This is a genomic window from Paraburkholderia sp. BCC1885 (assembly GCF_900996235.1).
Lineage (GTDB): Bacteria > Pseudomonadota > Gammaproteobacteria > Burkholderiales > Burkholderiaceae > Paraburkholderia.
Map to the genome: position 1 here is coordinate 117,721 of NZ_CAAJGM010000263.1, position 23,674 is coordinate 141,394.

The following is a 23,674-nucleotide window of genomic DNA, read 5'->3' on the forward strand; positions in this document are numbered from 1 at the left end:
GCGTGCCGCGATCAAAGCGGGTTCAGGCCGTCATCGCGACCAGCACACGGCGCTTGCCGGCGAATGGCGCGCGGCCATGCGACATCAGCAGGTTGTCGAGGACGAGCGTATCGGCGGCCTGCCAGTCGAATGACAACATCGTGTCGCGGTAAGCCGCGCGAATTTCGTCCAGCATGGCGGTTTCGATAGGCGTGCCATCGCCGAAAAACGTGTTGCGCGGCAGGCGATCGTCGTCGACGACTTCCAGCAATGCCTCGCGCACCGCGAGCGGCAGATTGGAAACATGGAACAGATGCGCCTGGTTGAACCAAACCGTCTCACCGGTCACCGGATGACGCAACTCCGATTGGCACACCTGGCGTGTGCGCAGCGCCTCGCCGTCGTCGAGCCATTCGTAGTCGATCTGGTTGGCGCGGCAATACTGTTCGACCTTGTCGCGTTCCTCGGTGCCGAACACCTGCTCCCACGGCAGATCGAGACCATTACCGTAGTTGCGCACATACATGATCCGGCGCTCGGCGAAGCGCCGCCGCAATGCCGGATCGAGCCGCTGATAGACAAGGCGGCTATCGGCGACCGGCGTCGCGCCGCCCTTTTCTGCGGCAATGTCGCAGTGAAACCAGATCGAAGCCGGCCACGATAATGTATAGGATTGCTCATTATGCTGATCGATCCATTGATCGGCTGGATATTCCGTCGACGAATACACACTCCTCTCAATCTTGCTGCGCGGCGTCGAGCCGAATTCGTAGCTCAACAACGGCTGCCCGAAACCGCTGACAAGGCGATCGAAACCGGCGACGCCGAGTGCAGCAAAACCGCGCAGCAGCACACCGCCGTAAGTCGTTTTGGCGCGCGCAATCCGTTCCCGTAGCTGCATCGCGCAAGCATCCACATTTAGTCCAACCAGCGGACTCAGCACCAGCACACGCGAACCGTTTTGCTCCAGCACGGATTCACTGAGTGCCTCATCAATACCGCCGACTAATACGTCCATGCTTCGTCCTCCGAAACACTTGATTCAGACAGCGGTGTTGCTATGGAATTGACCGTCTGCCCAAGCGCGCCCGCAAGAGAAGTCGCGACGCGCGTAAGAACCGGCTCGGGCGCATCGTCGAGAAAGAAGTGGCCGCCGTCGAAGCGATGCAGCGCGCAGACACCACGTGTTTCGTCTCGCCAGGCTTCGACGTCTTCGGCGCAGGCGGTCGCACTATCGTCGCGGCCGATGAAGACGTCGATCGGGCAGTCGAGCGGCGCCCGACCGAGCGCGCCGGCGCTCATCATCTCGCGCCGATAAGTCCCGCACAGATGAAAGTCGGCCCGCAACATGGGCAGCATGAAGTGGATAAAATCGCGGTCCTCGAGCAGTTCCTCAGGCGTGCCGCCAAGTTCGCGCAGCCTGTCGACCATCGCCTCGTGGGTGCAATCGTGCCAATGCGCCTCCCACTTGCGGCGCGTAGGCGCCACCGATGCGGAAGCGCCGAACCAGACCGGCGCCAGGCCATGCCGCTCGCGCAGTGCGTGGATCAGTTCGAGTCCGACCAGCGCGCCCATGCTATGGCCGAATACCGCAAACGGCATCGTGGGAACAAGCCGAGCCTCCACTTCGATCACCAGCGCATCTATCAACGCCTGCCATTCAGTATGCGCAGGCAGCGCACGACGCGCCCCATGCCCCGGCAATTCCAGCTGCTCGACCTGTACGCCGCGCGGCAAACTCCGCGCCCAGCGACGGTAAAGCGTGACACTGCCACCGGCGTGCGCCAGACAAAACAGACGCACCGGTTGCGGCATCGCCGATACGGCCGGTACAGCAGGCATCGGGGAGGATTCGCGCATCGATCAGTTCGCCGATCCCACCGACGCCGGGGCCTGTTTCGCCGCGTCCTCCGCCATCGCTTTGCGCAGGCTCAGCGGCCGCATGTCGGTCCAGACTTCATCGACCCAGGCCAGGCACTCGGCACGTTTGCCGGACTTGCCCGCTTCGCGCCAACCCGCAGGGATTGCCTTGTAATCCGGCCAGATCGAGTATTGCTCTTCGTCGTTGACTACCACGTGGAAGTTCGTGTCTTCGTCGCCCCAGCTCATTGAACGCTCCGCTGTCGATTGTTGGTCGGTAGATGCACACGGAAACCTCGGCGCCGGCAGATGATATCGCCTTGCAAATGAGAATCATTTCCGTTTGGATGGGTAAATTAGAGGGCGCGCTATCCTTTGTCAAGGAGTTTTGATGAGGACCCGCCCCGCGCCCGAGCGTCTGGGAAGCCGCGCCGCGCCTGCCCGTCAGCGCTTCAGGCGGCCTACGGCAAACAATGGCCCCGACCAAATTAGTACCAAACGGATGTCAAAACGCACATTGAATAGTAAATGCGAATCATTTGCATTAACGAACAATTTGTCGCATCATGGACTCCATGCCAACACTCCGATGCCGCCATCCATGAATTCGCCCACCGCCGTTGCCCCGCTCCATAGCTCACGCGAAAGCGCCAGAGAACCACTCACCCACTCAGAGGTCGTCTTGCAGACGTTGCTCTCGCGCCAGTCGCATTGGCCGCTGACGAGTCCCGGTCCCAACGACACCGCCCTCGCCGCGATCTTCGATGCCGCGTTGCGCGCTCCGGATCACGGGAATTTGCGCCCATGGCGTTTCGTCGTGGTACGCGGCGCGGCGCGAGCCGCGTTGGGCGAGGTGCTGGTGGATATCGCCTGCGCCCGCTCGCCGGACGAGCCGCGCTCAGCCCACGCGCATCGCGCCAGGAAAGCCCAGGCGGCGCCGGTGATCATTGCGCTGGGCGCGGCGATCGACGAGACTTCGACCGTACCCGAGGTCGAGCAGTTGCTAGCGGTCGGCGCAGCGGCAATGAACATGCTGAACGCCATCCACGCGCTCGGTTACGGAGGTTTCTGGGCCACCGGCCCCGACTCTTACGATACCGCCATGCACGCAGCACTAGATTTTCAGTTATCCGAACGATTGCTTGGTTTCATATTCGTCGGCACACCGCAACCGGATCAGCGTCCCGCAACGCGGCCGGAACGCAGCGCTTTCGTGCGCGAATGGACCGGCCCGTCAACGCGGACGCAGCCTGCGGATTGACGGCAAGCCAGGCGTGATAGCGCCGACGCCAGCGCAAAACCACGGTTGATTGGAGGTCCTATGCATTTTCTAAGCCTGTCGGAGCAGCCGTTCTCGCTGCTCGACGAATCGCTCGCGCAACACCCGGATATGGCCGAGCAGACCGTCCTCGATGCGATGAGGACATGGTTGCGGCCGCAGTGCGACGCGGTCCGCAAGCGTGCGAGCTGGCGCGAGTCGCTATCCGAAGCGGGCCTGACAACGGACGGCCTGATCTCCTTCGACATGCTCATGCGGTCATTCAGCGGCATAGCGCGCCGCCCGATCGATACGCGCTGCCGCTGTGCCAGCGAACTCGCCAAAGACGAGGCCATGCTGCTGCAATCCCTCGCGCTGATGCAAGGAATGCGCGGCGACGAAACCAGCGCATTGCTCGAAGAATGCTTTGCAAAAGAGGCGATTAATGTCGTGCGGAAAGTGGTCCACTGGTTCGCATTTTCGCTGCTCGAGGCGGGGCTCGAACTTCGCGTCCGCGAACGGCGTGTGACTTACATGCACTGAAACATGGGCCGAAGACGTATTGGTGACGAGCATCACCGCGCCCCGCCGCGATAGTGTGTGCTCACAACCGAGGCGCGGCACTTCCTCGCAGCCCGTTAAGAAGCGCTTCAATAATTTTCCTTTCAAACAATACTGATTCTCATTTACAATGCGCATGCATTGCGCATTGATAACAGTTTCGCCGGGCCGCAGCCGTCGAGGATGGTTGCCCGAACGAAGCGATAAATGCCGCCCGGATTCCGCACGCGCTCCGGTGCGGAAGACCGACCACTCCGTTTTCGCCATTTCATGTCCGCCTCTCATTCGAACCGACCGCAGGCCGCACCTGCGAGCGCCGTGGCTCACCGAGCCGCCATTCTTGCCGCCATCGCCGTTGCCTTCAGCTTCCCTGTCCTAGCCTCCGCGCAGTCGTCCGACGCCACCGCCAATCCGAATGCCGGCACGAATACCAGCACGAACGCGGGCACGAACACCAGCACGTCCACCGACAGCAAGCTCCCCGCCATCAAGGTCCAGGCCACCAGCGAAACCTTGCCTGGCGACCTCGCGCCAACCTTTCGCGGCGGCCAGGTCGCCCGCGGCGCCGACTTTGGCGTGCTCGGCCAGCAGAAGAATATCGACGTGCCGTTCAGCATGACCACCTACACGTCGAAGCTGATCGAAGACCAGCAAGCGCGCACACTCGCCGACGTGCTCGATAACGACCCGGCGGTACGCACAGCCTACGGCTTCGGCAACTTCTCGCAGGTTTTCGTGATTCGCGGCTTCCAGCTCGACGGCGACGACGTCTCGCTAAACGGCCTTTACGGCATCACGCCGCGTCAGTTGGTGGCAACGGACGCGCTCGAACGCGTCGACGTCTTCAAGGGTGCGAATGCCTTTTTGAGCGGCGCGTCGCCGGCGGGTTCGGCGATCGGCGGCGGCCTGAATCTGCAACTGAAGCGCGCCGACGACAAGCCGCTCACGCGCGTCACCATGGACGCGACCGGTTCGGGGGAGATCGGCGAGCACATCGATATCGGCCGTCGCTTCGGTAGCGAAGACCAGTTCGGCATCCGTGTGAATCAGGCGAATCACGACGGTGAGACCAGCGTCGACGGCGAGCATCGTCGTGACAATACGACAGCCGTCTCGCTCGACTGGCGCGGCGAAAAGCTGCGTCTGTATGGCGATTTCCTGTATCAACGTCAACGCGTCGACGACGGCCGTCCCACGGTCAACGTCGATGGCGACTTCGTGCCAGCACCACCCGCGGCCACCTACAACTATGCACAGACGTGGAGTTTCAGCTCGCTCGAAGACACGCTCGGCATCCTGCGCGCCGAATATGATTTCGCGCCCGGCTGGACCGCGTATGTGACCGGCGGCTCCCGTCACACGAACGAACACGGCGATTATTCGTCGCCGACCGTTGCCGACACGGGTACCACGGCATATCGTCTCGGCGTTCCGCACAAGGAAGACGCCACTTCCGCCGAAACCGGCGTGCGCGGCCACTTCACGACGGGACCGGTCACGCATTTCGTGACGGCGGGCGCGTCGATCGTGCGCATCAATTCGCAATCGGCCTACACGTTTAGCGGCACCTTCGACACCAGCCTGTACGACACCCCGCAGGTGGCATATCCGGCCACCACCCTGGCCGGCGGCGATCTCGGCGATCCGCAGACGGTCGCGCTTACCTTGATGCGCAGCGTCTCGGTATCCGATACATTAGGTTTCCTTAATGATCGCGTGTTGTTCACGGTCGGTGCACGACATCAGTCGATTCATTCGAACAGCTTCGACTACACCGGCGCCCAGACCGAGGCTTATAACGACTCCATCACGACACCGCTGTTCGGCCTCGTTATCAAGCCCTGGAATAATGTCTCGATCTTCGCGAACCGCAGCGAGGCGCTCGCCATTGGCGAACAGGCGCCGTCCACCGCGTTGAATTCCGGCGCGCTGCTGGCGCCGGAGCGCTCGAAGCAATATGAAGTGGGCGTGAAATACGACAACCAGAACTACGGCGCGTCGCTCGCGGCGTTCCAGATCGAAAAGCCTTCGGCGTACACCAATGCCGCCGACCTCTTCGTCGCCGACGGCAACGAACGCCACCGCGGCGTGGAGGCCTCGATCTACGGCGAGCCGTACAAGGGCGTGCGGCTGATTGCGGGCGCGACGTATATCAACGCCACCTTGCTCGACACGGCCGGTGGCACGACCGACGGCAACCGCCCGATCGGCGTGCCGAGTTTCCTGTTCAACCTGGGCGCAGAGTATGACGTGCCGCAGGTGAATGGCCTGACGCTGACGGCGCGCTGGATTCACACCGGCCCGCAGTATCTGAATACGACCAACACGTTGTCGATCCCGTCGTGGGACCGCTTCGACCTTGGTACGCGCTACTCGACCGTGCTGTTCGGCAAGCCGACCACCTTCCGCGCCAGCGTGCTCAACGTGGCCAACAAGTCGTATTGGTCGTCGACGATCGGCGGCTATCTGACGCAAGGGGCGCCGCGCACGTTACTGCTTTCGATGACAACGGACTTCTGATTTTGCGCGGCGCTCAAGCGCCCTTCAGGCAACTCAGAAACCACGCGCCGTGATACGCCTTTTGCAGCGTCTCACGGCGCGCTTCGTTGGCGCTTACTGTGCGCCGAGCTTCTTGATCAGCACATCGAGTTGCGCCAGTTCATCCGCTGTCAGATCGGTGAGCGGGGCGCGCACCGGACCGGCATCGCGTCCCACCAGCTTCGCACCGGCCTTGACGATGCTCACAGCGTAACCCGCACGGCGATTGCGGATCGCCAGATACGGCAGGAAAAACTCGTCGAGCAGTTTGCCGACGGTGGCGTGATCGTCCGCGGCAATCGCGCGGTAAAACTGCATGGCCGTCCTGGGGATGAAGTTGAACACCGCCGACGAGTACACCGGCACGCCCAGCGCCTTATAAGCCGCCGCATAAACTTCCGCGGTGGGCAGGCCGCCGAGGTACGAAAAACGCTCGCCAAGGCGACGGCGGATCATCACCATGGCTTCGATCTCGCCCACGCCGTCCTTGAAACCGATCAGGTTCGGGCAGGTATCCGCCAGACGTTCGAGCATGTCCGCGTTGAGCTTCGAATTGGCGCGGTTATAGACGATCACGCCAAGATTCTTCACCGACTTGCAGACCTGTTCGACGTGCGCGGCAATGCCTTCCTGCGATGCTTCGGTCAGGTAATGCGGCATCAGCAGCACGCCCTTGGCGCCGAGACGCTCGGCTTCCTGGGCATATTCGATTGCGACGCGCGTCGGGCCGCCCGCGCCGGCGAGAATCGGCACCTTGCCCTTGCAGGTTTCAGTAGCAGTACGAATCACATTGCTGTAGTCGCTCTTCGTCAGCGAGAAAAATTCGCCGGTGCCGCCCGCCGCGAAGAGAGCCGTCGCGCCATACGGCGCCAGCCATTCTAGACGCGCCGCGTAGGTGTCGGCACGGAAGTCGCCGTTGGCGTCGAAGTCGGTAACGGGGAAGGACAGCAGGCCTTCGGAAACAATCGCTTTGAGTTCTTGAGGGGTCGTCATGGTCCGATGAGTGTCGAGTTTGAGAAAAGTGGGCGGCCACATGAGCCGCTGAAATTCGGGTCGCTGAAATTCGGTTTAGCGCACGAGGCACGGGCGCTTGTGATCGAACTTCCAGTTCGGAATCAGGTACTGCATGGCCACGCCGTCGTCACGCGCTCCCAGACCGTGCTGCTGATAAAGCGCATGCGCCTTTTCCAGCGCGTCCAGATCGAGTTCGATGCCAAGGCCCGCTGCTTGCGGAACCTTGACCTTGCCGCCGACGATCTGCAGTGGATCGCGCGTCAGATACTGGCCGTCCTGCCAGATCCAGTGCGTGTCGATGGCCGTGATCTTGCCAGGCGCGGCCGCCGCGACATGCGTGAACATCGCCAGCGAAATGTCGAAATGGTTGTTCGAGTGCGAGCCCCACGTCAGGCCCCAGTCGTTGCACATCTGCGCAACGCGCACCGAGCCTTGCATGGTCCAGAAGTGCGGATCGGCCAGCGGGATATCCACCGACTGCAATTGAATCGCGTGGCCCATCTGGCGCCAGTCGGTTGCAATCATGTTGGTCGCCGTGGGCAAGCCGGTGGCGCGGCGGAATTCGGCCATCACTTCGCGGCCCGAATAGCCGTTCTCCGCACCGCACGGATCTTCGGCATATGCGAGCACGCCGTGCTGGTCGCGGCACAGACGCACCGCTTCCGCAAGTGACCACGCACCGTTCGGGTCGAGCGTCACGCGTGCGTCGGGAAAGCGCTCGGCCAACGCGGTGACGGCTTCGATTTCGGCGTCGCCTGCCAGCACGCCGCCCTTCAGCTTGAAATCGTTGAAGCCGTAGCGCGCCTGAGCGGCTTCGGCGAGCCGCACGACGGCTTCGGGCGTCATCGCTTCTTCGGTGCGCAGCCGCTCCCAGGCATCATGGCCATCCGCGCCGCCGGCATAGGGCAGATCGGTTTTCTTGCGCTCGCCAATGTAGAACAGGTAGCCGAGCATTTCGACTTCGTCGCGCTGCTGGCCTTCTCCGAGCAGCGCGGCAACCGGCACGCCCAGATGCTGTCCGAGCAGATCGAGCAGCGCCGCTTCGAGCGCGGTGACCGCGTGGATCGTGGTGCGCAGATCGAAGGTCTGCAGGCCGCGCCCGCCCGCGTCGCGGTCGGCGAACTGCGTGCGCACCTTGTTGAGCACGGCTTGCAGATTGCCGATCGACTGACCAACCACCAGCGTGCGCGCGTCGTCGATTGTCTTGCGGATGTTCTCGCCGCCGGGTACTTCGCCGACGCCGGTATTGCCGGCACTGTCGCGCAGAATCACGACATTGCGCGTGAAGAACGGACCGTGCGCGCCGCTCAGATTCAGCAGCATGCTGTCACGGCCGGCGACCGGCACGACGCGCAGCTCGGTCACGGTCGGCGTAGCGTTCGATTGAATGGGTTTCGTAGACATGAAGTAAGACCTGTTAAGTAAAATAGCCGGCAAATCTTTTCGGTTGCCTGGCAGTCCGTATTGTCAGTGTGCTTTGCTATGAACCGGCGGCGCCATGATGTCGTGATTCACGCGGCGATTGCGGGTGAGGAAACCTGCCGCGGCGGCGACCAGCGATGCCACGCCCAGACCATACAGGCCGCCGGTAATCGACCCCGTATGCTGTTGCAGATAGCCAAACGCGGCGGGCGCAAAGAAGCCACCAAGATTGCCGACCGAGTTGATCAGCGCGATCACCGCCGCCGCCACGCGCGCATCCAGATAGCCCTGCGGAATCGGCCAGAAAAGCGACGCTGCCGCCTTGAAACCGATGGCCGAAAAACAGATCGCCACGAACGAGAAGACCGGATTGCCGGAGGTGGACGCAAACAGCCCGCACGCGGCAATTACCAGCGCGCCGGCGAGCCATGCCTGCTGGAAACGCCATTTCGCCGACAGCACCGCGAAGCAGTACATCGCCACCATCGCAATCAGCCACGGGATGGTGTTGAACATGCCCACCTCGAAATCCGAAAGGCCGCCCATCTTGCGAATGATGGTGGGCAGCCAGAACGTGGCGGCGTAAATGGTCAACTGGATCGCGAAGTACAGGAAACAGAACAGGAAGATCTGCGGGTCTTTCAGCAGCTTCAACGCGGGCAGATGCGCGCTGCCGAGGGCGTCGCGTTCGGCCTGTTCGGTAGCGATCGAGGTCTGCAGGACACGCCGTTCTTCCGGGGTCAGCCAGGCCGCGTCGCGAATGTGCGATTTCAGCAGCAGCCAGCTCACGCCGCACAGCAGAATCGAAAATGCGCCTTCGATCAGAAACATCCATTGCCAGCCGCGCAGGCCGAGTCCGCTGATGGAAAGCAGGCTGCCGGTGATCGGCCCGGACAGCACCGAAGCGAGCGCCGAGCCGCCGAGAAACACCGCGACGGCTTTACCGCGCTCCTTCTGCGGCAGCCATTGCGTAAAGTAAAACACCACGCCCGGGAAAAAGCCGGCCTCCGCCACGCCGAGCAGAAACCGCAGGACGTAGAACGAGGTGTCGTTCCAGACAAAAGCCATCGCGCCGGCGACGAGACCCCACGTCCCCATGATGCGGGTGAGCCACGCACGCGCGCCGTACTTTTGCATCAGGACGTTCGACGGTACTTCAAACAGGGCGTAGCCGACGAAGAACAGGCCGCTGCCCAGCCCGTAGGCCGCCGCGCCGATACCCAGATCCGCCTGCATATGCGAATTGACGAAGCCGATGTTCACCCGGTCGATGTAGTTCGCGATGAACATGACAAGGAACAGCGGCAGGATATGCCGCTTGACCTTCGCGACCGCGGAATCCAGCGGATTGAGCGGCGCGAGCGGCTTAGGGGGAACGGATGTCAAGCGTGTCTCCTTGGATTGGCCGGCTCGGTGGCCTGATCAAACCGGCCCGATCAAACGCCACGAACCGCTACGAACGCAACGCGACCGGTTAATGCCGTGACGAAGGCTCGAGATACGTTGTCTGACGACAGTCTACTTGATTTTATTCTGTGATTCCAACGAGGTGTTTACCCTGGCATAGACTCGTTTCAGGCTTGATGCACAAGGATTTTTCGCAACAAATCCGGTAGAGAAGGCCAGCAAGCCGAGTACTAATTGTCTGTCAGAGGTGTGCGTCAGAACATCATTTCGACTCGTTGTACGATGACCTCATGATTAACGGCCAGAGATCGCCGCACACGAGCGCGCCCGGCCGTCGCACCAAACAAAAAAGCGGCCATCTGGCCGCTTTCGCAACAACACCAACCCGCAACGTCCTCAAACCGGCCGCTCGCCCCTCGCGTCCACCGCGCTGCTCAAGCGGCGCAACCGTTCCCGGCTGCCCGACAGATGCATGCGCATGGCCGCCCGCGCGCCTTCGGGATCGCGCCGGACGATGGCGTCGAGAATGCTCTCGTGTTCCATATTGACGCGCGCCATGTACGCGACGGGGTCGCTTTGCGCGAGGCTGGGCGAATCGACGCGATGCCGCGGAATCAGGGCCGTGCCCATCTGCGTGAGAATGTCGACGAAATAACGGTTGCCGGTCGCCCCCGCCACGGCAATGTGAAAACGCAAGTCGGCTGCGGCGCTGTCCCCGCCGGCACGGCTCGTCTCTTCAATCGCATCGAGTGCGGCGCGGATATTGGTCAGATCGCGCTCGCTGGCGCGCTGGGCGGCGAGCCCGGCGCACTCGGTTTCGAGGCTGATGCGCAACTCCATCACGGAGAGCAGATCGGCTAGCGTCGTCGCCGGCACCATCTCCAGACCGAGCGGCTCGCGCCGCGGCTCAAGCACAAAACTGCCGATGCCATGACGCGTCTCGATCACCGCATTCGCCTGCAGCCGCGAAATGGCCTCGCGCACCACCGTGCGGCTGACGCCGAGCAGCGTCATCAAGGTGGTCTCGGTGGGCAGCTTGTCGCCCGGCCGCAGCGCGTGCGAGGCGACCTGTTCGTTGACGTAGTTCACCACCCGGTCAGCAAGACTCCCGCGCGCGCGCATGGTCGGCGCAGTAAGGGTCGGGGACGCGGTCATCGAGGACCTCCTGGGTTATTTGCTGACGCGTCCATTATACGTTGTCCTACAACGCGCAATCCCCGCCACCAAGGCTCACTTCAGCGCGTTGCGGCGGCGCTGGCTTCCACTCCACGATTTGCGTCGATCACGGTGAGCGCCGCCATGTTGATGATCCGGCGCACCGTCGAACTCGACGTGAGAATGTGCACCGGGGCATTGGCGCCCAGCAGGAACGGACCCACCGCCACATTGCTGCCCGCCGCGGTCTTCAGCAGGTTGTAGGCGATGTTGCCCGAGTCGACGTTCGGGCACACCAGCAGATTCGCTGCGCCCTTCAGGCGGGACATCGGCAGGATGCGTGAGCGCAGGGCTTCGTCGAGCGCGCAGTCGCCGTGCATTTCACCGTCCACTTCGAGGGCCGGCGCCTGCGCTCTCACCAGTTCCAGCGCGCGGCGCATTTTCGCGCCGGAGGCCGAACTGCCCGAGCCGAAGTTCGAACGCGACAGCAGCGCCACCTTCGGCACCAGGTTCAGGCCGGTCATGCTGTCGGCGGCGGCCACCGTGAATTCGGCGATCTGCTCGGCGCTCGGGTCGTCGTTGACGTGGGTATCGACCAGCGCCACCGTGCGATTGTCGAGCAGCAGAATGTTCATCGCCGCATAGGTCTGCGCGCCGGCCTTCTTGCCGATCACCTGATCGACGAAACGCAGGTGATCGTGATACGCGCCCACGGTGCCGCACACCATCCCATCGGCGTCGCCGAGCTTCACCATCATGGCGCCGATCAGCGTCAGGCGGCGGCGCATCTCAACGCGCGCCATTTCCTTGGTGATGCCGTCGCGGCACATCAATTCCCAATACGTGGTCCAGTATTGATGGAATCGTTCGTCGTACTCAGGATTGGTCACTTCCACGTCGTGACCGAGGCGCAGACGCAGGCCGTATTTTTCGATCCGCGCCATCAGCACTTCGGGACGCCCCACCAGGATCGGCCGCGCGAGCTTGTCATCGACGATCACCTGCACCGCGCGCAGCACCCGCTCTTCCTCGCCCTCGGTGAACACGATGCGCGACTTGCCGCCTTCGCGCACGATCTGGCGCGCCGCCGCGAACAACGGCTTCATGAATGCACCCGAGCGATAGACGAATTGCTCGAGCTGCTCGGTGTACGCGTCCAGATCCTGCAGCGGCCGCGTGGCGACGCCGCTTTCCATCGCCGCCTTGGCCACGGCCGGCGCGATGCGCACGATCAGGCGCGGATCGAATGGCTTCGGAATGAAATACTCGGGACCGAATTCGACGCCATACGCGCCATAGGCCGCAGCCACGACCTCGTTCTGCTCTTCTTCGGCCAGCGCGGCGATCGCGTAGACGGCGGCCTTTTCCATTTCAGGCGTGATGGTGGTTGCGCCCACATCCAATGCGCCGCGGAAGATATACGGGAAACACAGGACGTTGTTGACCTGGTTCGGATAGTCGGAGCGCCCGGTTGCAATGACCGCGTCGTCGCGCACGGCTTTCACCTCGTCCGGCAGGATTTCCGGCGTGGGGTTGGCGAGCGCCAGAATCAGCGGACGGGCCGCCATGCGCGCCACCATCGCAGGCTTCAGCACGCCGCCGGCGGACAGACCGAGGAACACGTCTGCGCCTTCGATGACTTCTTCCAGCTTGCGCGCCGACGTCTCTTTGGCAAAACGTTCTTTCTGCGGATCCATCAGCGTCGTGCGGCCTCGATAGACCACGCCTTCGATATCCGTGGCCCACACGTTTTCGATAGGCAAGCCGAGTTCCACCATCAATTCGAGGCAAGCCAGCGCCGCCGCGCCCGCACCGGAGGTGACCACCTTGACCTCCTTGATGCTCTTGCCCACCACCTTCAACCCGTTGATAAACGCCGCGCACACGGTAATCGCCGTGCCGTGCTGGTCGTCATGGAACACGGGGATCTTCATGCGCTCGCGCAGCTTGCGCTCCACGGCAAAGCATTCCGGCGCCTTGATGTCCTCGAGGTTGATACCGCCGAAGGTCGGTTCGAGGCCGGCGATGATGTCGACCAGCTTGTCGGGATCGGTCTCGTTGATCTCAATGTCGAACACGTCGATGCCGGCGAACTTCTTGAACAGCACCGCCTTGCCTTCCATCACTGGCTTGGACGCCAGCGCGCCGATATTGCCCAGGCCCAGCACCGCCGTGCCGTTGGTGATCACGCCCACCAGGTTGCCACGGCCGGTAAAGCGAAACGCGTTGATCGGATCGGCAGCAATTTCCTCGCAGGCCGCGGCCACGCCCGGCGTGTAGGCCAGCGCGAGATCGCGCTGGGTGACCAGCGGCTTGGTGGCGGTGACCGCCGTTTTGCCGGGAATCGGGAATTCGTGGTAATCGAGTGCTGCCTGGCGATCCGATGCGTTCATGTTGTAAGCCCTGTCTGTGGCGGGCGCCCTTGCGGCGCGAATCAAACGATGACTCATTCTAGGGACGGGCCATAAGAACAATATTCAGAGTTAATATGCCCCCATCATCTTTTTCTAATGACATGGCCCCTATGGCGGCATTCGACCCTAACTCGGTGGTACGCAAGCTGGCCTCGCGCCTGAAAATGCGTCACCTGACGCTGCTGCTGCAGATCCAGCAGCACGGCTCGCTGACGCGCGCCGCCGAGCATATGGCGAGCAGCCAGCCCGCCGTGACCAATGCGCTGGCGGAACTGGAGGACATGTTCGGGGCGCCGCTCTTCGAGCGCTCGGCGCGCGGCATGGCGCCGACCGCGCTGGGCAAGGTCGTGCTGGCGCGTGCGCGCGCCATGACCGAGGACCTCGACCACCTGGTGCGCGAAATGGAGGCGGTATCGTCCGGACACGCCGCGCATCTGCATATCGGCGTGATTCCGTTCATTCCCTGCCAGATGCTGTCGAGCGCGATCGAACGCACCCGTCCCGAGGGCGAGCGGCGCCTGACCGTGACCATCCACGAGGGCACCAGCGAGCATCTGCTCGCGCAGTTGCGCGACCATACGGTAGACATCGTGATCGGGCGTGCTTCGTCGTCGCTCGATCTGCAACAGGTCGGCGTCGAGATTCTGTATCGACAGCAACCCCGGCTGATCGCCAGCCGCCGGCTGGCCGCCCGGCTCGCGCGCGGCCGGCTGGACTGGCAGAAGCTGGCCGAGCTGGACTGGATCCTCGGCGCGCCGAATACCCCCATGCGCGAGCAGGTCGCGGATATTTTTCTCGGCACGGGCCTGACTCCGCCGACACCGATTGTCGAAAGCTACTCGTCCAAGCTGATCGGCGAGATGATCGTCGCGGGCGAGCAATCGGTGTCCATCGTCCCGGCGGATATCGCCGAGGAACTCGTGCGCATCGCGGGCGTCGCCATCGTGCCGTACTCGTTCGAGTGGACCTTGTCGCCCATTGCGCTGTTCACCCGCATGAACGAAGCGCAGCGCATGCCGGGCCGGTTATTCGCCGACGCGCTTCATCAGGTCTGCCAGGCGATTTATGCGCGACCTTGACGGCCGGCTATGAAATAATCCGCTCTCCCATCCTCATAGAGCGGCGTTTTGAAAAAGCCCCACATCGTCATACTGTTTACCGTGCTGCTGGACGCGATCGGCTTCGGGCTCATCATGCCCATTCTGCCGGGACTGCTGCATAGCCTCGCCGGCTCCGATACCGCCGTCAGCAAAAACTATGGCGCGCTGCTCGCGGTCTACGCGTTGATGCAATTCCTGTTCGCTCCCGTGCTGGGCGCACTGAGCGACCGCTTCGGGCGCTGCCCGGTGCTGCTGGCGTCGCTTGCAGGAGCGGCCGTCGATTATCTGGTGATGGCCGCGGCGCCCACTCTATCGTGGCTCTATGTGGGCCGCGTGCTGGCCGGCATCACCGGGGCCAACATGGCCGTGGCAACCGCTTACATTACCGACGTCACGCCGGAAGCGGAACGCGCCGGGCGCTTCGGTCAGATGGGCGCGGCGTTGGGGATCGGCTTCATTGCCGGACCGGCGCTGGGCGGCTTGCTAGGCGGCTTGCATCTGCGCGCGCCCTTTCTCATGGCCGCGACAATGAACGGCCTCAATCTGTTGATGGCGTATTTCGTCTTGCCCGAATCGCGCGAGCGCCAAAGCGGCCCGCGCGAGAAGCGCAGCATCAATGCATTCGCCGCCTTGCATCGTCTGCGCAGCATGCCGGATGCGCTGCCGCTCGTGGGCGTCTATGCCGTCATCATGCTCGCGTCGCAGGCACCCGCGACGCTGTGGATCATCTACGGAGAGAACCATTTAGGGTGGAGCACGACGATTGCGGGGGTTTCGCTGGCGGCGTTCGGCGCATGTCATGCCGTGTCGCAAGCCTTTGCCATTGGGCCGCTGGTGGCGCGCCTGGGCGAGCGCATCGCGTTGCTGCTCGGACTCGCGGCGGACGGCCTGGGTTTGCTGCTGATGGCGATTGCGACCCGCGCGTGGATGCCTTTCGCCGTCCTGCCGCTGTTCGCGGTGGGCGGCATCACGTTACCGGCGCTGCAGGCCATGCTCGCGCGCCAGGTGGACGACAGCCGCCAGGGCGAATTGCAAGGCACGCTCACCAGCATTGCGAGTCTGATTGGGGTGGGCGGTCCTTTGGCGACCACCTGGCTCTACGCGGCCAGCCAGCACACGTGGCCGGGTCTGGTGTGGGCGATCGGCGCCGCGCTTTATCTGCTGGCGCTGCCGCTGCTGTTCAATTCGCGCGCCGGCTCACAATCAGCAGGCCGCGAGAAAGCCCACTGACGTTATCGACCGCCTGCGATGCCGCATACAACTGCGTCACCGGCACCCATACGGCCGGATACTTGTAGCGCGCCACATCGAGCAGAAGCGCGCTGTCGCTCGCGGCGTCGAAAGCCGCCAGCGGCGACCAATGACCGCCGCCCTCTTCGCCAATCTCCACGCGCCTGAAATTGAGCAGCACAAAGCGGTCGCTGTGGCCGGTCGTCTCACGGATCAGATCGCGAAACTGCGCGAGCGTGAGGTCGCCGGAATGGAATTTCTTGACCTCGACCGGGAATTCGCCCAGCACCGCGCCCAGTTGATCGAGCGTCATGCCTTCGTGTGACACGCGCGCCGCGTTGGCGATCTGCGGGTCGACGCTGCGAAAAAAATCTTCTTGCGAGAAGTACGGGAAGTCGGGGTACTGGCTCGACTCGGGACGTTTGATGCCGAGCGCATTGAGCGTCATCACCGAACTGGCCACCGAACAGTAGGCCTCGTTTCGCTGCGTTTCGAAGTACTGCGAGAGCGGCCAGTAGGACTGGTTATCGACGCCGGCCGTGAGCCGCTTCTGGCCTTCGGGCTGCGTCAGCGCGACCAGGTTCGGCGGAACGGGTAACGGGCCGTCGGCGCGTTGGGTTGCCGTTGCTGAGGCTGGAGCGTCCGCATGGCTCTGAAACGGCGGCGAAGCGCAGCCCGCCAATGCAACCAGCATGGCGGCGGCAGCACTCGCGCGCAGGCGGTTGAATCTGACCGAGCGGGCAAATGAGCGGAAGAGCGAGCGGAAGAACGAATAGTTGGACATCGAACCCTTCTCATGCGGAGGATTTCCGCGCGATGGCTGGCTGCATCACGTGTCAGCACCCTGCGCGCGAACCCCGGTTTTTTAACACGAAACCCGCGAGCGCGTGAGATTGGCGCCCACGTGGGCCTCTTTTCTGCGTCCTCGCATCTGCTTCGCATCGCGCTACGGTGGTTCGTATCAGCGCCGTTTTGACTGCGTGCCCGGTCGTAACCTCCGTCAAGGTCCCATGACGCCACTGTGCAGTCAGTTCCCGAGACCGTCCCAAACTCTATCCCGCGAGGAGGTAACGATGAACACCATATCGTCGGCTTATTTGAATTCCACGACGCCCAGTGCGCCGCCCACATCCACCGAAGGCAGCGGCAACGCCGATCAGGCTGTCGAGCAACTGCTGCAGGACATCGAGACCCTGCTCGAAGATGTCAGCGGTGACAGTTCGGGCAGCGGTTCGGGCTCCGGCTCGGGCAGCGGCATGGATCTCGGCGGCGCAGGCGCGGGGGCAGGTACGCTGCCGTCGACGGGCGCCACGCCGGCTGCTGGCGCTGGCGCTGGCGCAACTCCGGCAGCAACGCCGGCCGCAGGTGCAGGCACAGGCGCCGCACCGGCCACGGGTGCCGCCACTACGCCGGACGCAAGCGCCAGCACGGGCGCAGGCACGAGCGCCACTTCCGGCGCGGCCGGCCAGGACCTGCACGACGTGAAGATCAACTCCACGGCGGGCGGCGAGGCGCTGCATCTGCAGGAAGACAGCCAAGGCAATCTGTACAACGGCAGCGGCGACGACGTGGGCCACGTCGGCGCGGACGGCTCGATTTCGCTGAATTCCGGCGCCACGCAGGAAATCCAGCGTCTCGAGACGGGCGGCAATCCGCTCGAAGCCCTCACCGGCAAGGAAGCCAAACCGGACACGGAAGACGGCGGCAATGCCGTGTTCTCGTCGTCGGAAGTCACGATCTCGGCTGGCGACCTGGACCAGAAGAACGACTTCTAACCGGCGTGGATTCAGGACGCCGTTCGTCAGGCCAACCGGAGGGCGGCGATGCAGGCAAATCACGGTGCGGCCTATCTCTCATGCCGTGACGATGTGATCGCACTGCTATTGAAGATCTTCACGCTCGGCTTGAAGGATGCCCCGCGTGAAGATCTCGAAGACATGCTGCTCGCGTTGCGGGTCTTGCGCCGCGACGCGCTGCCGATCGACCTCGGCGAAGTACGCCTCCATATCCGCGGCGCGGACTGGATCGGCGCCGTGCGCCTTCTCAAGCGGCTCGAATGGGCCGAGAAGGCCAACACGGCGTCGATCGCCTTGCTGGCCGGATGCCTCTTCAAGCTCAACGACAGCGAATGGCGCCGCTACGCCTCAAAAGTGCTGCGCGATGGGGGCAATCCGGCAGCCCTCGCGCTGGTCGGCAAATTCATGCAGCTCGACGAAACCGCGCGGCCCGTGCACGAAGTGGGCGGCGGCGACGAACTGCGCACGCGGATCGCCGACGTCGTGCATCGCGGCGGCGGACCTTCGGCGTTTTAGCCACACTCCTGTGTTACTGCTGCAGGCGTAACCACGCCTCACGATTTTTTCCGCTCTATCATCGGTACAGCGCCTGCTTGTCGGCCACGCTTGTCGGCCATGCTTATTGGCCGCGCTCTCCAGTCACATTTACTGTGGTTTTTATGGCATACACATTTGAACTTTGCGTAGCCTTGGACTAGCATGCGCGCCTTGGACATTCGCAGCGAGTGCATCGCAGCCATTCGCCCGGTTCCCTGCTAATTCCCGGAGCTTACAAGTATGAAAAAGTCTTTGCTGGCACTCGCGCTATCAGGAGCATTCGCCATCACGGCGCACGCGCAAAGCAGCGTGACCCTGTACGGCCTGATCGATACGGGCCTCGTCTACAGCAACAACCAGACGGGTCACAAGAGCTGGCAGGAAGTCAGCAGCGCCACGCAGAATACGGTGTTCGGCCTCAAGGGCTCGGAAGACCTGGGCGGCGGCTTGCACGCCACCTTCAAGCTCGAACAGGGGTTCAACCTGAATAACGGCAGCGAAGCGTTCCCCGGCGACGGCTTCGGCTCGCAAGCCTGGGTCGGCCTGCAAAGCGACCAGTACGGCACGCTGAGCCTGGGCCGCCAGTTCGACGTGCTCAACGACCTGCTCGGTCCGCTCAGCGCCGAAAGCAACACATGGGGCGGCAATCTCGCGGCGCATCCGTTCGAAAACGACAACCTCGCGGCCGATTCCGTCGTGATCAACAATGCTGTCAAGTACACGAGCCCGACGTATCACGGCATCACCGTCGAAAGCATGTATGCCTTCAGCAACAAGGCAGGCGGTTTCTCGAACAACCGCGTGTACGGCTTTAGCGCGGGCTATTCGCAAGGCCCGGTGAACCTTGCGGCCGGCTATCTGCAGTTCAACAACGCGGGCGGCGGCGTGGCCGGCACCAATGCGAACGGCGCCATTGCACAGAACGACGGCAGCGCGGACTTCGTCGCGCAGCGTCAGCGCATCTGGGGCGCGGGCGGCAACTACACGTTCGGCCCGGCGACCATTGGTCTCGTATGGAGCCACACGCAACTCGACAACCTGGCAAGCGTGTTCTCGTTCGGCCTCGGTGACTACATCCCGCTTGGCGGCAGCCTGCGTCTGGACAACTACGAAGTCAATGCACGCTACGCGCTGACGCCGGCCTTGAGCGTCTCGGGTTCATATACGTTCACGGACGGGGCGTTCGGCGATGGCGCGACGAGCGCCACTCCGGCGTGGAATTCGGTGATGTTGCAGACGGATTACTCGCTGAGCAAGCGCACCGACTTCTATCTGGAAGGCGTGTACCAGCACGTGCATGGCGCACCTGCCGGCTCGGTGCTAAGCGATGCGATGATCAATACGCTGTCGCCGTCGTCGAGCGGCACGCAAGTAGCGGTGACCGTAGGCTTGCGTCACACGTTCTGATGGTGTGACCTGAGGAGATCAAGCGGCACGCTGTGCTTCGCGGTGCCGCTTGATCACCCCACCGCCTGCGTATCAAACTTCCTTCGCCTGATACAGCTTGATCACAGCCGAAAAATCCAGGCGCCCTGCTCCCTTCGTGCTCATCGTCTGATACAACTGCTGCGCCAGCGCGCCCAGATACACCGGTTGACGCGCGTGTTTCGCGGCATCCGTGGCGAGGCCCAGGTCCTTCAGCATCAGATCCGTACCGAAGCCGCCGGTATAGCCACGCGTCGACGGCGCCGTTTCGATCACACCCGGGAACGGGTTGTACGTGTCGGAACTCCAGCAACGGCCGGTCGAAGTGTTGATGATCCCGCCCAGCACCTTCGGATCGATGCCGAGCGCCGCACCCAGCGACATGGCTTCGGCGACCCCCGCCATCGTGATGCCCAGCACCAGGTTATTGCAGATCTTCGCCACCTGCCCGGTGCCGGTATCGCCGCAATGCACGATGTTCTTGCCCATTGCCGACAGCACCGGTTTGACCTGCTCGTACACCGTCGCGTGGCCGCCCACCATGAAGGTGAGCGTGCCTGCCGCCGCGCCGCCCGTGCCGCCCGAAACCGGCGCGTCGACGAATGCATTGCCGTGCTGCGCCGCAAGCTCCGCGAAGGCCTTCACGCTCGCCGGGTCGATCGTGCTCGAATCGATGATGGTCACGCCTTTGGCGATGCCGGCCAATACGCCGTCGGCGGCGGTGAGCACGCTGCGCACGTGAGCCGCCGCGGGCAGCATCGTAATGACATATTCGACGTCCGTCACCGCGGCCTTCGGCGAGGCCGCCGCTTTGGCGCCCGCGTCGACCAACGCCTGCACGGCCTGGGCGTTCAGATCGAACACGTTCACCGCATGGCCGGCTTTCAGCAGGTTGTGCGCCATCGGCGCGCCCATATTGCCGAGTCCGATAAAACCGATCTTCATGATTGCGTCTCCCCTTGCTGATTCAGAATGCTGCGCGCCCCGGGCGTGCTGCCAGGGGCTCATCGGCTAGCGCAGGCTGATGGTGGTATTGACGCCATCGTTGACGGTCGCGTCGTCGAACCAGCGCGCGGTGACCGTTTTGGTCTGCGTGTAGAACTGCACGACCTGCTTGCCATAGGGACCGAGATCGCCTAGCTTCGAACCGCGCGAACCCGTGAAGCTGAAATACGGCACCGGCACCGGAATCGGAATATTGATGCCCACCTGGCCCACGTCGATATCGCTCTGGAATTTGCGTGCCGCCGCGCCGCTCTGCGTGAAGAGGCCGACACCGTTGCCCATCGGATTGCGGTTGACAAGCGCGATCGCGTCGTCGAGTGTCGGCACGCTCAGTACCACCAGCACTGGCCCAAAAATTTCGGTGCGGTAGATTTCCATTTCAGGGGTGACGTCGGTGAAGATCGTCGGGCCGATGAAATTGCCTTCTTCGTAGCCCTTTACCTTGACGCCGCGGCCATCGAGAGCCAGCGTCGCGCCCTCTTTCACGCCGGCTTCGATCAGGCCAAGAATGCGTTGCTTCGCCGCGCGCGACACCACCGGGCCGATGTCCGTGCCCGCTTCGTTACCCGCGTTGACCTTCAGCGTTTTGGCTTTTTCGACCAGATCCGGCAACCACTGTTGCGAGGCGCCCACCAGCACGACCACCGACGTCGCCATGCAACGCTGGCCCGCTGCGCCAAAGCCGGCGCCTGCGAGCGCGTTCAAGGTCTGTTCGCGGTTCGCATCGGGCAACACGACGGCGTGATTCTTCGCGCCCATCATCGACTGCACGCGCTTGCCGTGTTCACTGCCGAGGCGATATACGTGCGTGCCTACCGCCGTCGAACCGACGAACGAGATCGCCTTGATCAGCTCATGCGTGCACAGCGCATCCACGACTTCCTTGCCGCCATGCACGACATTCAGCACGCCCTTCGGAATGCCGGCCTCGATGGCCAGTTCGACCAGCTGCATGGTCGACAGCGGATCCTGTTCCGAGGGCTTCAGCACGAACGTATTGCCGCAAACGATCGCCATGGGGAACATCCAAAGCGGGATCATCGCCGGGAAGTTGAAGGGTGTGATGCCGGCGCATACGCCGAGCGGCTGACGCAACGTGTACGTGTCCACGCTGCCCGCGACATTCTCGGCGAACTCGCCCTGCTGCAGCGTGCCGATCGAGCAGGCATGTTCGACCACTTCGAGGCCGCGGAAGATATCGCCTTCGGCATCGGGAATCGTCTTGCCCTGCTCCGCCGACAAGGTCTTCGCAATCCGCGGCATGTGCTCACGAATCAGCGCCTGATACTTCAGCATGATGCGCATACGCGCGCCGATCGGTGTGTTTTTCCACGTGGCAAAGGCGGCGTGGGCGCAACGGATAGCCGCATCCACCTCTTCGGCCGTCGCAAACGGCACACGTGCCAGCACTTCCTGAGTCGCCGGGTTGACGATATCGCGCCATTCGCGCGTGTTCGATTCGACGAACTCTCCGTTGATCAGCAGCTTGACGGTGCTGACATTCACGTTCGACGCCTGGGTAACAGCATTCATGATCGGCTCTCTTGGTTGGATTCGAATAGATCAGGTCAGGATTGACGGGGATGCAAGGCGCGGGCTAGGCATCGGCACGCGCGCGCATCAGCAGCGTGCAGAGCACCGCGATGACGCCCAGCGTCACCATATAAGCCACCACGTATTGCGGACGGCCGGCGCCTACTGCAAGCAGGGCGGTTGCGATCATCGGCGCGATGCCGCCGCCCAGCACGCCCGCAATCTGCACCGACAGCGAGATGCCGCTATAGCGGATCTCGGCCGGAAACTGCGAGGCAAACAATTGCGACTCCGGTGCATACAGAATCGGGAATACGACACCCACGCCCAGCACCATCGCCCACCAGACAGTCAGAGGATCGCGCGTGCCGAGCATCGCAAAGAACGGCGCCGCGAACAGGCACATGACGACGAGGCCGATCAGAAACAGACGCTTCTGGCCGATGCGGTCACTCAGATAACCGCAGAAGGGCATGGTGAACAGCGACAGCACAGCGCCCGCAGTAATCGCATGCAGGATCGCGGCCTTGGGAATCTTCAACTGGTTGGCGGCATACGCCAGTGCGAAAGCAACTACCAGGTAGAACCAGGTATTTTCCGCGCTGCGTGCGCCAATGATGATCAGCAGTTCACGCGGGTGACGCCGCATGGCTTCGAGGATCGGCGCCTTGACCGGTTCGCCGCGCGCTTTCACCCGCTCGAAGTCCGGCGATTCCGGCACCCGCACCCGGATGACCCAGCCGATCACCACCAGCGCGATGCTGGCGAGAAATGGAATGCGCCAGCCCCACGCCAGCAGATCGGCTTCCGGCAGCGCGGTAACGGCGGCCATCGCCAGCGAAGACAGGATCAGCCCAAAACCCACGCCGGTTTGCGGCAAGCTGCCAAAGAAGCCTTTGCGGCCCGGCGGCGCGTGTTCCACCGCCATCAACACGGCACCGCCCCATTCGCCGCCCACCGCCATGCCTTGCAGAAACCGCATCGCCACCAGCAAACCGGCGGCCCAGTAGCCGATGCTCTGATACGACGGAATCAGCCCGATCACCATGCTCGGAATGCCCATCAGCAGCAGGGTGACGAGCAGCATCGACTTACGGCCGATGCGGTCGCCGAAGTGGCCGAACACGATGCCGCCCATCGGCCGGCCGATAAACCCCACGCCATAAGTTGCAAACGCGGCCAGCGTGCCGAGGATGGGATCGAGCGTGGGAAAGAAGATCTTGTTGAAGACCAGCGCGGCAGCCGTGCCGTAGAGGAAGAAGTCATACCATTCGATGGTGGTGCCGGCCATGCTGGCCCACCCGGCGAGCAGGTAGTCCCGCGCGCGCCTGGGAAGCGGCGCGGCAACTGCCGCCCGCTCGGGGGTCGATTGCATCTGCATGCTGTTGTCTCCGGTTTTTTTGTGGGCTTGCCCGCTGTATAAATGGCGCGGGCCGCCTT

The 23,674-nt window shown here is 63.1% G+C and carries 20 protein-coding genes; 8 read left to right on the forward strand and 12 right to left on the reverse strand.

The window, feature by feature from the left end; translation table 11 throughout:
• Positions 1-22: 22 nt before the first annotated feature.
• Genes FQ755_RS34015 through FQ755_RS34025 form a run of 3 tightly spaced genes read right to left on the reverse strand, consistent with a single transcriptional unit; the run spans position 23 to position 2,088 of the window.
• Positions 23-997, reverse strand: a complete 975-nt coding sequence (locus tag FQ755_RS34015; protein ID WP_144161841.1) for a TauD/TfdA family dioxygenase — start codon at positions 995-997, stop codon at positions 23-25.
• A complete protein-coding gene (locus FQ755_RS34020; RefSeq protein ID WP_144161844.1) occupies positions 985-1,839 on the reverse strand; it encodes a thioesterase II family protein in 855 nt (284 codons plus the stop codon). The genes FQ755_RS34015 and FQ755_RS34020 overlap by 13 nt, the downstream gene beginning before the upstream one ends.
• Before the next feature lie 3 nt (positions 1,840-1,842).
• Complete coding sequence (locus tag FQ755_RS34025) at positions 1,843-2,088, reverse strand: MbtH family protein (RefSeq protein ID WP_144161847.1); 246 nt, start codon at positions 2,086-2,088, stop codon at positions 1,843-1,845.
• A 352-nt stretch (positions 2,089-2,440) separates the two neighbouring features.
• Between FQ755_RS34025 and FQ755_RS34030 the strand changes: the two genes are divergently transcribed.
• The 3 genes from FQ755_RS34030 to FQ755_RS34040 all read left to right on the forward strand — a co-directional run bounded on the left by FQ755_RS34030 (position 2,441) and on the right by FQ755_RS34040 (position 6,178).
• Positions 2,441-3,100, forward strand: a complete 660-nt coding sequence (locus FQ755_RS34030) for a nitroreductase (protein ID WP_144161850.1) — start codon at positions 2,441-2,443, stop codon at positions 3,098-3,100.
• Positions 3,101-3,160: 60 nt separating this feature from the next.
• The gene (locus FQ755_RS34035; protein ID WP_144161853.1) at positions 3,161-3,640 is read left to right on the forward strand and encodes a hypothetical protein; all 480 of its coding nucleotides are present in this window, start codon (positions 3,161-3,163) and stop codon (positions 3,638-3,640) included.
• A 288-nt stretch (positions 3,641-3,928) separates the two neighbouring features.
• Complete coding sequence (locus FQ755_RS34040) at positions 3,929-6,178, forward strand: TonB-dependent receptor (protein ID WP_144161857.1); 2,250 nt, start codon at positions 3,929-3,931, stop codon at positions 6,176-6,178.
• A 93-nt stretch (positions 6,179-6,271) separates the two neighbouring features.
• Here FQ755_RS34040 and kdgD read toward each other — a convergent pair whose 3' ends face one another.
• The 5 genes from kdgD to FQ755_RS34065 all read right to left on the reverse strand — a co-directional run bounded on the left by kdgD (position 6,272) and on the right by FQ755_RS34065 (position 13,587).
• Positions 6,272-7,189, reverse strand: a complete 918-nt coding sequence (kdgD, locus tag FQ755_RS34045; RefSeq protein ID WP_144161861.1) for a 5-dehydro-4-deoxyglucarate dehydratase — start codon at positions 7,187-7,189, stop codon at positions 6,272-6,274.
• A gap of 75 nt (positions 7,190-7,264) precedes the next feature.
• Positions 7,265-8,614, reverse strand: coding sequence for a glucarate dehydratase (gene gudD / locus FQ755_RS34050; RefSeq protein ID WP_144161864.1), 1,350 nt, complete (start codon positions 8,612-8,614; stop codon positions 7,265-7,267).
• A 63-nt stretch (positions 8,615-8,677) separates the two neighbouring features.
• The gene (locus FQ755_RS34055; RefSeq protein ID WP_260859015.1) at positions 8,678-9,922 is read right to left on the reverse strand and encodes an MFS transporter; all 1,245 of its coding nucleotides are present in this window, start codon (positions 9,920-9,922) and stop codon (positions 8,678-8,680) included.
• Between the two features lie 513 nt (positions 9,923-10,435).
• Positions 10,436-11,194 (reverse strand): FadR/GntR family transcriptional regulator, encoded by a 759-nt coding sequence (locus FQ755_RS34060; protein ID WP_186308741.1) that lies wholly within the window; start codon positions 11,192-11,194, stop codon positions 10,436-10,438.
• An 80-nt stretch (positions 11,195-11,274) separates the two neighbouring features.
• Entirely contained in the window at positions 11,275-13,587 is a 2,313-nt protein-coding gene (locus tag FQ755_RS34065) for an NADP-dependent malic enzyme (protein ID WP_144161871.1), read from the reverse strand.
• Between the two features lie 131 nt (positions 13,588-13,718).
• On the opposite strand from FQ755_RS34065, the gene FQ755_RS34070 reads away from it, so the two are divergent.
• Together FQ755_RS34070 and tet are read left to right on the forward strand one after the other, a co-directional pair.
• Positions 13,719-14,687: a LysR family transcriptional regulator gene (locus tag FQ755_RS34070; RefSeq protein WP_144161874.1), complete on the forward strand. Its 969-nt coding sequence runs from the start codon at positions 13,719-13,721 to the stop codon at positions 14,685-14,687.
• A gap of 48 nt (positions 14,688-14,735) precedes the next feature.
• Positions 14,736-15,938 (forward strand): Tet(A)/Tet(B)/Tet(C) family tetracycline efflux MFS transporter, encoded by a 1,203-nt coding sequence (gene tet, locus FQ755_RS34075; RefSeq protein ID WP_144161877.1) that lies wholly within the window; start codon positions 14,736-14,738, stop codon positions 15,936-15,938.
• Here the strand turns inward: tet and FQ755_RS34080 are convergent.
• The gene (locus FQ755_RS34080) at positions 15,889-16,722 is read right to left on the reverse strand and encodes a phytochelatin synthase family protein (RefSeq protein ID WP_260859009.1); all 834 of its coding nucleotides are present in this window, start codon (positions 16,720-16,722) and stop codon (positions 15,889-15,891) included. The genes tet and FQ755_RS34080 overlap by 50 nt on opposite strands.
• 289 nt (positions 16,723-17,011) lie before the next feature.
• Between FQ755_RS34080 and FQ755_RS34085 the strand changes: the two genes are divergently transcribed.
• The 3 genes from FQ755_RS34085 to FQ755_RS34095 all read left to right on the forward strand — a co-directional run bounded on the left by FQ755_RS34085 (position 17,012) and on the right by FQ755_RS34095 (position 19,678).
• On the forward strand, positions 17,012-17,713 hold the full coding sequence (locus tag FQ755_RS34085) for a hypothetical protein (protein WP_144161880.1): 702 nt from the start codon (positions 17,012-17,014) through the stop codon (positions 17,711-17,713).
• Positions 17,714-17,761: 48 nt separating this feature from the next.
• A complete protein-coding gene (locus FQ755_RS34090) occupies positions 17,762-18,250 on the forward strand; it encodes an HrpB1 family type III secretion system apparatus protein (RefSeq protein WP_144161883.1) in 489 nt (162 codons plus the stop codon).
• A gap of 261 nt (positions 18,251-18,511) precedes the next feature.
• Positions 18,512-19,678, forward strand: a complete 1,167-nt coding sequence (locus tag FQ755_RS34095; protein ID WP_144161886.1) for a porin — start codon at positions 18,512-18,514, stop codon at positions 19,676-19,678.
• Positions 19,679-19,750: 72 nt separating this feature from the next.
• On the opposite strand, the gene mmsB is transcribed toward FQ755_RS34095, so the two are convergent.
• The 3 genes from mmsB to FQ755_RS34110 all read right to left on the reverse strand — a co-directional run bounded on the left by mmsB (position 19,751) and on the right by FQ755_RS34110 (position 23,615).
• Positions 19,751-20,641 carry a 3-hydroxyisobutyrate dehydrogenase gene (gene mmsB / locus FQ755_RS34100; RefSeq protein ID WP_144161889.1) on the reverse strand — a complete coding sequence of 297 codons (891 nt, stop codon included), beginning with the start codon at positions 20,639-20,641 and terminating at the stop codon, positions 19,751-19,753.
• A gap of 66 nt (positions 20,642-20,707) precedes the next feature.
• Positions 20,708-22,234, reverse strand: coding sequence for a CoA-acylating methylmalonate-semialdehyde dehydrogenase (locus FQ755_RS34105; RefSeq protein ID WP_144161892.1), 1,527 nt, complete (start codon positions 22,232-22,234; stop codon positions 20,708-20,710).
• A 64-nt stretch (positions 22,235-22,298) separates the two neighbouring features.
• Positions 22,299-23,615 (reverse strand): MFS transporter, encoded by a 1,317-nt coding sequence (locus FQ755_RS34110; protein WP_144161895.1) that lies wholly within the window; start codon positions 23,613-23,615, stop codon positions 22,299-22,301.
• Positions 23,616-23,674: the final 59 nt, after the last annotated feature.